Here is an 8,517-nt window from a genome sequence, read left to right on the forward strand (position 1 = left end):
GGCCTGCGGACCGTGGCGTCCTCGGCCCCGGCGGTCGTGGTGCCTGCGCGGGGCCGCCACCACGACGGCACGGCCTGCTCCTCCGGCAGCACCACCCATCCGGGGGGCATCAGGTCCTGAGAGGGCACCAGCGTGATCACGGGTACGGTGACCTCGCCCAGCGATGCTCCGCCGTGGTATCCGGCCTTGCGCGGCGTGTACCGGATGTCCTCGCGCCACGGCACCACGAGGGTGCCGCCGCCCTCCCGCACCCGCGGGCCGCTGAGTTCGACCTCGCCCTCCCCCGCCGGGCCGCCGGTACGCCAGCGGGCACTGCGCGCTCCGGTGGCCTTCACGGGACCTTGCCCCTGCGGCGAACGGTCGGTGACATGCCCGTGGTCGGAGACGAGGATCACCGGACGGCCGTACCCGCGCGCCGCGTTGAGCAGGTCGAGCAGGTGACTGATGTCCGCCAGCCGCCAGCTGGACCGTTCGCCTTCCTGCCCGTGGTCCAGCGCGTCGTCGATGGTGTTGAGCACGACGCCGACGACATCGTCCCCGGCGAGGGCTTCGAGCAGCTCGGGGGCGAGCCGGTGTCCCTCGTCGCCTGCGATCCGGCCCTTGTGGAAGAGCCTTCCGGTGCGCCTGCGCTGCTGCCAGAACGCCGCGAACCCGCTGCTCTCCACCGCCTGCTTGCCGCTGGTGGGTGCGCCGCAGAGCAGCGAGGCCCGGCTGATGGTGGTGACGGACGGCAGCATGGAGACGGCGGCCTGCCGTCGCGGAGCCACGGCGAGGGGGCCGGGCGGTGCGGGCACGATCTCCGTCCACACCCGGCGGTCGATCTCGTCGCCGAGCTGGGCGGCCACGGCGGCGCTCATCCCGTCCAGCACGAGCACGAGCGGGCTCTTCATGGAGGCCACCGGCACGGCCAGGGTGGCGAGTACGTCCTCGATGAGGAGGGCTCCTCCGGGTGCCTGGGGCGCCGCGGTCAGGGCCCAACCCGCGAGCCGGGCGGCGAACTGTTCGTCGAGGGCGCTGCGCCGTGCCCGTGCCCTGCCGATCAGCAGGTGGTAGGCCTTCCCCAGTACCGGGTCGCCCATCGGGTCCCCGGCCGCCAGAACGGCCAGCGCACGGTCGACCCATCCCCACTGTGCGAGGTGCTCACCGACCGCCTGCCCGACCGATTCCACCGTCGGGACCGGCCCGTCGAGCCACCGCAGTACGCGCAGCGCCATGACCGCCGCATCGCAGCTCGCCGGGTGCAGACGTGCCAGGTGGTGGGTCAGCACCCGGTCCAGGGCGGCCTCGGCGGAACGGGGCGAGGCATCAAGGGCATCGGCCAGTTCTCGTAGGCGCGCCTTCAGCCCGGAGGGCAGCAGCGGGTGCGCGCGCAATGCCTCCTCCAGGCCCGCCTCGGCGGCGAGTTCGTCGGCACGGTCGAGTACGTCGTAGACCTGGTGCCGCGCCTCGGCGCCTGCCGGGCTGTTGGCCTCGGCCTCGGCGATCCACCGGGCGAGGGTGCCGGTCACGGATGCGGTGAATCCCGGCAGGTCGTCCGAGCGCAGGGTGGAGCCGAAGATGCCGCCGAGAGCGAAGCTCGTACCGGCGGGGGCGTCCGCGGCGCTCAGTACGGAGCCGAGGACACCGAGCGCCATCGCGTCCTGCGCGCGGCCGTCGGCGGCCAGCGCGAGCAGGGTGGGCGCGGCGGCTCCGACGGTGTCGGTGAGCCAGGCGGTCAGCCCTTCGCGTTCCGCCTCCGGCAGCTCCCGGAAGCGGGCGGGGCCGGCTGTCGTACGGGACCAGGCGAGCAGCGCGGTGCTGTCCAGGTCGTGCCTGTTCCCCGCCGCGCCGGGACCGAGGCCGAGACGCTCACCGACGAGGGCCTGCACGGCGGAGTCGCGGGTGAGCACCGAGCCGCCGCGCGGCCAGCCGTCGACCGGCTCGGCCTCCAGCAACGCGTCGAGCAGCCAGGTCTCGCGGACCATGCGGGCGTCGAGATCGGTGGCTCCGAACAGCTGCTTGACGAGCTCGGCCCGGTCGACGGGCAGGCTGCGACGTCCGACCGCGTGTGCGCGTACGTCCCAGCCCAGCACGGTCGCCGGCACCTCGCTGGTGACCACCAGCACCCGGTCGCCGGCCGGGTCGGCCAGGAGCCGCTGCCAGGCGTCGACGACGCCCAGGACGGAGTCCTGGTCGGTGACTCTGACCGGCCGCTGCCGGCCGTCGATCCGGGCGGTGAACTCCCTGGGCGCCGCGCCGTCGTAGCGGGCGTTGACGAGCAGCAGGCGACGGTCGCCCGCGCGGCGCAGCTCGGTCTCGAGGAGCGCTTCGACGATCCGGCGGTCGATGAGCGGCCGGACAGCCATCAGGACTGCGCCTTGTCGTCGGTGGGCGTGGCGCTGCCGTCCTCCGCGGGTACCACCTGCCAGGTGATCTCGACCGCCATGCCCGGGTGATCGGCCGAGTAGGCGAGGATCTCGTCCCAGAGGTGGTCGATCTCCTTGCCCAGCGCGTTCTCCAGGCGGCTCGGCTGCAACCGCACGGTACGGGACGGCGCCGCCGCGCCCGTACCGGAGTCCGAGGAGGGCGCCCGGGGGCCGGGCACAGCGGCGTCCGCAGTGGCGGTCTCCCGCCTGCCGCCGGGCACCGCGGGATCGCCGTGCGGCGTCAAAGACACGTCGTCCGCGGTGGGTTCGGGCGTCGCGTGCGGTGTGACGGGGTCTTCCACCTGGGCCAGCCGGGCGGCGTCCTCGACCATGCCGACGGCCTTGTCCCGGATCGACGCCAGCACGGGGACAAGCGAACGGTGGAACTCGCTGTCGGTGGCTGCCGTGGCGATCTCCGCGAGCAGCCGCTCGGCCCGCTCGCCGACGCCGTCCCCGCGCCCGGCGAATCCGCGGACGCTGCCGAGCAGCCGCCAGTCGGCGTCGTCGAGTGCGGCCAGCACCTCGGGCGCCGAGGTGACGGTGGTGGCCAGTTCCTCGTCCGAGGTGGCGTAGGAGGCGCCTGCCAGTTCCCGCACCAGCGCGGTCGCCTCACGGTGCTGTCCGAGGCGGGCCAGCAGGTCCGCCGCGTCCCTGCCCGACACCGTCCGCGCACCGGCGTGCTGCTGGATTCCCAGCGCTTCGGCGCGCCTGTTCAGGACGGTCCGCACCGCGTTGACCGGCTGCTCGTACTGCTCGACCTTCTCGCGGACGCGGGTGTGGAGCTTGTTGACGTTCCGGGCGAAGAGGGTGGGCTGCACCGCCACGCCGAAGATCTTCGCTGCGCGCCGGCGGGCGGTCGCGTACTCCTCCTCGGTCGGCAGCTGCTGGGCGCGCAGGGCGTAGCCGGCGCCGATACGGTCCAGTTCGGGTGGCTGGGGTTCGGGGTTGCCGCCGTGCAGGATCCAGGCCCGGTCGTCGAGCAGCGCGTACGTCGCGATGATCAGGTTGCTGACGTTCCTGTCGAGCCCGGTCCAGCCGTGGTCCCGGGCGATCCACTCGCGGATGTCCTCGGCCGTCAGGTCCTCCGCGCCGGGGCGGTGCTGGTGGGCGGCCTGGTTGATGCGGGCGCGCCAGTCGTTGCGCAGGACGAGCGGCCCGTCGTGCACCTGACCGAGTTCCAGTGGCTCGACGATGCGCTTGACGGTCTTGAGCTGGTGGCTGTCGACTTCGACGCGCCGCCCGCCGTCGTCCATGGCCCGGGTGATCCAGGTGAGGGCGGTCTTCAGCTCCGCGAGGGTGACGGGCTTGGTGTCGCCGGTCCGGCCGAAGTCGGGGTGATTGGGGTAGAGGGCCTGGAAGACACCGCCGGCCAGGTGCTGCATGTTGTCCTGGAAGGACTTGCCGCCCTGCAGTTGCGGCCTGCTGAACTCGGGCAGCAGTGACAGGATGTGCCTGCCCTCGCTGACTTCCGCGGAGACGCTGTTCTCGTCCAGCTTGGCGATGCCGTACAGCTGCCCGAGGGTCGCCGTGAGCTGCGAGGTCAGGGTGTCGCGCTGGGCGGCGAGCTGGTGGCGGACCCGGACCCGGTCGTCGGAGGCGAGGTGTCCGGCGTAGTCGTCGAGCCGGTCGCGCTCCAGCAGATAACTGATCTTGATGAGCCGTCCGAGCTGGGCGTTCTTCTGCTCCGAGAAGAACGACGGCAGCCAGGCCAGGGTCGGCGCGGTGAGCCCCGCCGAGCGGAGGCCCTCGACGCGACGCGCGTCGTCGTTCGGGTAGTGCTGCCCGTCGTCGAAGGGGTAGTCCAGGATGAACCGGACCCGCCCGTCCACGCCGGGGCGGAACTGCTCCTCGGACAGCTGCCCGGGGTCGCGGACGTTCTCGAAGACGAACTCGGCGGTGCGCCGGGTGCCCTGCCAGACGATCTCGTGCTCGCAGACGAACGCGCCGGTCTCCCTGAGCCCGAGCGCCTTCCACAGCTGGTCCTTGACCCAGATGCGCCGGGCGCCGGCCTTGTCCTCGTCGGCGACCATGTCGAGCAGCGGCTCGATGTCGAGGTCGGACAGGTGCAGGGTGAACACAGGGTCCTGGTCACCGTCCGCACGGATCTCCCCGAACTCGGCCTGCAGCTCCCGCAACCGGTTCACCACGAGCGAGCCGGGGGCGACGGTGCGGGAGCGGATGGAGCCGTGGTTCAGGGCGGCGATACGCCCGCCGGTGAGCCGCTTGAGCGCCGGTACGTCCGGGGCGAGCGCGGCGAGCAGCAGTGTCTTGACGAACCGCTCGTCGGCGATGAACTTCTCGTGGTCCGCCGAGCCGTACTTCCCCAGCAGGTGTGCCCGCACCTTGGTGTGGAAGGTGTGGGCGGCCTCGGCCTCGCTCTTGAGCCGGTCGGTGAACGCCTCACCGGTGCCGTCCGAGAGCACGTCCCACAGGTCGCCGAGGGGAAGCAGCTCGCCGAGTTTCACGCCACCGCGGCGCCGTAGCATCTCCTGGAGCAGCTTGAGACCGGTGCGTTCGCGCTGCAGAGCGCCGGACAGCGCGACGAGGACGTTGAGCAGCGCGGGCGAGAGCGGATAGACGGACCGGAAGTCCGACCAGTCCGCGTTCGTCGCACCGTGTGCGTCCAACAGCACGTCTTTGACCTGGGAGTTGCTGGACTCGATGGAGGCGAAGGCGTCGGCCAGCGCGGCGCGGGCCAGCTGGTCCTTCGGCTGGAGGATGCGCTCCTTGATGATCTCCGGAAGGTTGCGGTCCTCCAGGTTCACCACGTCGAAGCGGCCGGCCAGGTACTCGACCTGCTGCTCCAGGTTCTTCACATCCGCGCCGACCACGTCCGCGCCGACGAGCTGGGAGAGGTCACGCTGACGGGAGATGAAGGAGACGATCGGCACGGGTCGCGCACTGTCACCGGATTCGATCAGCTTGACCAGCTTGCTGACTTCGGTGTTCACCTTCTCCCGGTTCGACATGTGCGCCTGCAGCCAGAGGATCAGTTCGTCCAGGAAGAGCACGATGCCGTCGTAACCGAGCGACTCGGCATGCCGGCTGATCACGGCGAGCCCGTTCTCCAGCGGCAGGAACGCCTGGGCATCGCCCCGGGCGCCCTCCGCGTACGACGACATCGGTCCGGTCAGCAGCGCGGAGACCAGCCTGCTGCGCAGGGGGTCGCCCGCGGGCGCGGCGAAGGCCCGGCGCAGTTCGGCGGCCGTCCAGCCCCCGCCCGCACCGTCGATCACCTCCAGGTCGTCCTCGGCGGCACCGGCCGCTCCCCCCGTCGCGGGCAGCAGTTCCGCGAACGCCGCGTCACCGATCGCACCGCGGAACCTGGCGGCGTCGGCCAGCATGGAGTCGGCCCGGTACACCGGCGGCGTGGGTGCCTTCGGGTGCAGGCGCCGTACCGCGGCGACGTACCCGCCGAGCAGCGCCGAGTCCAGGTCGGTCGAACCGACCAGGTGGTAGGGCACCATCAGGAACCGCTTGCCGCGCAGCCAGTCGTCGTGCTCGGCGATGACCTCCTGAAGCCGCGGCTTGGCGCGGGCGGAGGGCTCGTTGTTGAGAATCGCGTGCAGCACGGTCAGGAAGTGGCTCTTGCCGGAGCCGAACGAACCGTGCAGGTAACCGGCGTAGGAGTTCCCCCCGCGGACGGAGGCGCGCACGATCCCCAACGCCCTGCCGAAGGCGTCCTTGAGCTGGTCGGTGACGACGTACTCGGCGACCCGGGCATCCGTCTCGGTGAAACCGCCGGTCAGCTCCACCTTGAAATCGCCGGCATGGACGTCTTCCTTGATGTCGATGACATCCCGCAGGAAGAGCTCATTCGTGGGCATCGGCGACTGTCGTCCCCTCACTCGGCGGTTCACATTCTCCGCGCAGCGCGCATGTCACCCCTCATCTTGCCAGGCCGCGCCGACACCCGGTCCGGGGCTGCGAACTCCGCCTCACGAGGTACGTCATGCCGGGCCGGAGACGGGCGCTCGCCCTGCTACTGCCCGCCGCCGTCCAGGTGGCCGGAGTCCTCGGAGGGGTCGCCGTCCCCCTTGGGGGAGGGTGGCCACAGCGGCCCGTCCTCGAAGCACTCACGAAGCACCGGGACGGTCTCTTCGGGAATGCGGAATCCCGTGGCCCAGGACGGCTCGGTCGCCGAGCCGTAGATGGTGTGGAGCAGGAAGGGTTCCTCGCCGTGCAGCGATCCAAGGTCCGCCAACTCCCGTGCCACCGTACTGATGGGCCGGGTGAAGCCCTTGAGCTGACGGTCCTCCGGGTACCCGGCCAGCTCGTACACCGTGGCACGGTCCACGAACCCGCCGTTCGCGGCGGCAGCGACGATCACCTTGGCGTGCGCGGGGTAGCGGCCGGACAGTGCTCTCAGGAAGGCGAGAAGCGACTCCCGAGTCCACCCGGCTTCCGGGGCGTCATCCCCCCGGTCTGCTCCCCGCAGCTGTTCCAGGTCGTTCACCGAGTCCTTGTCGACCTGCAGCCCTTCCAGCAACTCCTCGGCCCAGGTGAGCAGTTCCGCGGGCGTGAGCATGTAGAGGCGCACGCCTGCCGCTTCCCTCAGCTCCACCACGAGCTCGGCTCTGGGGCGGGCCGGGATGTCACCGTCGCGGGTCTGCCACCAGTCCTTCTTCACATCCCCGGTGACCAGCAGCACATCACGCTCGCGGGTCCGCGCTTCGCCGACCAGCTGAACCCACAGCAGGTAGTCGCCGGCCGCCTGCTCCGGCGACTTGTTCCGGAAGTCCTCGTATCCCGGCGGGATCTCCTCGTCGGCCCGCTTCTGGGCTTCCTGGACGGCCTTGTCGTAGTCCCCCGGCGACAGCGGCTCACCGATCCGGTTCTGCAGGAGAGGGTCCAGTGCGCTCAGCACCGGGTCGATGTGGGTCTCGGCAGTGTCCGTCAGCGCGTCGCACTCGGCCTGCCCGTCGATGATCTCCCGCAGCCCGTCCAGGGCCCCGGTCAGGGCCTCCAGGCCCTCGTCGATCCGCTGGGTGACCTCTTCGTCCTGCTTCAGCCGTACGTCCTTCACCCACCGCTCGACCGCGTCCTGCGCGGACCGGCGAGCCTTGTCCAGAGCCGCGGAGGTCTCCTTGGCCTTGGTGCTGTGGTGATGGCGGACCGACTTCAGCTCGCGATTGCGCCAGAACTCGGTGAGTACCTGGTCCGGCACCCACAGCCGGTCCCGGAGCTTGGTCAGCACCGCCAGAGTGTCCTGGCGCGTACGCGCGTTGGACCGGTACAGGTTCAGCAGCACGTTCGTATCGAGGACGATCATCCCGGTCTGGAAGATCCGCTCGTAGTCGTCCTTGAGGGGACTGCGGTGGGCGGCGTCACAGTCGAAGATCCCCCGCCCGGTCCCGCCCTCCACGGGGTCGTCCTTCAACGCCATGGGCTGACTGCTTCCCCTCGTCGGGTCGGCCCCCGTACTGATCTCCTCGGGGCGTGCAGGGCATGGTTCCAGGCCGGGCAGCGTCCTGCGAGATCCGTCTCAGCCAACTACTCCGTTCTGACGAGGACTTGTCGCCCAGAGTCTCACGGGGTGAAGACCGGATCCCCTTCGTCCACGTCGGACACGGTGGGCTCGATTTCGCCGAACGGTGCGACCACTTGCGAAAATCGCAGTCTCGAGATCCGGTCTGCTTTCGCAGCCCTACTTCTCCGCACGAGCGGGACATTCGGTAGCGACGTGCAGCTCCGCCCAGACGTCCTTGCCCGGCGCGCCGGCGCGGGGTGCGATGCCCCAGCGGTCGGCGAGCTGGGAGACGAGGTAGAGGCCGCGGCCCGATTCGGCATCGTGCGGGGAGGGGGCTTCGCGGTTTCCGCTCGCCGGGCGCCGGTCGCGGGTGTCGGCGACCTCGATACGCAGGGTCGTTCGCGTGGTGGCGGAGGCGGTGGTGGTGCCGGTGACGGCCTCGGTGAGCCGGAGACGGAAGTCCCGCCCGGGCACGTGGCCGTGGCGCACGGCGTTCGCGGCCAGCTCGGCCGTGATGAGGGTCAGGGTCTCGTTCGTCGTGGAGTCGTACGGGTAGCCCCAGTCGTCCAGCCGACCCGAGACCAGGCGCCGGGCGAGACGCGCACCGCGCGGCGTCGAGGTGAACTGCATGGCGAACTCCCG

At 71.1% G+C, this 8,517-nt stretch carries 4 protein-coding genes; all 4 read right to left on the reverse strand.

The genetic code is table 11. The features are described from left to right. On the reverse strand, window positions 1-2,345 hold a 2,345-nt coding region (gene pglZ, locus ACRDP3_RS02275; protein ID WP_431515096.1), incomplete at its 3' end, for a BREX-2 system phosphatase PglZ. Further along, complete coding sequence (locus ACRDP3_RS02280; RefSeq protein WP_431515097.1) at window positions 2,345-6,232, reverse strand: PglY protein; 3,888 nt, start codon at window positions 6,230-6,232, stop codon at window positions 2,345-2,347. The genes ACRDP3_RS02280 and pglZ, both read right to left, overlap by 1 nt. A gap of 155 nt (window positions 6,233-6,387) precedes the next feature. Next, window positions 6,388-7,791 carry a PIN-like domain-containing protein gene (locus ACRDP3_RS02285; protein ID WP_431515098.1) on the reverse strand — a complete coding sequence of 468 codons (1,404 nt, stop codon included), beginning with the start codon at window positions 7,789-7,791 and terminating at the stop codon, window positions 6,388-6,390. A gap of 261 nt (window positions 7,792-8,052) precedes the next feature. After that, window positions 8,053-8,517 (reverse strand): ATP-binding protein (locus tag ACRDP3_RS02290; RefSeq protein WP_431515099.1); only part of this gene is annotated, 465 nt, incomplete at its 5' end.

This window comes from Streptomyces sp. (genome assembly GCF_050698815.1).
Lineage (GTDB): Bacteria > Actinomycetota > Actinomycetes > Streptomycetales > Streptomycetaceae > Streptomyces.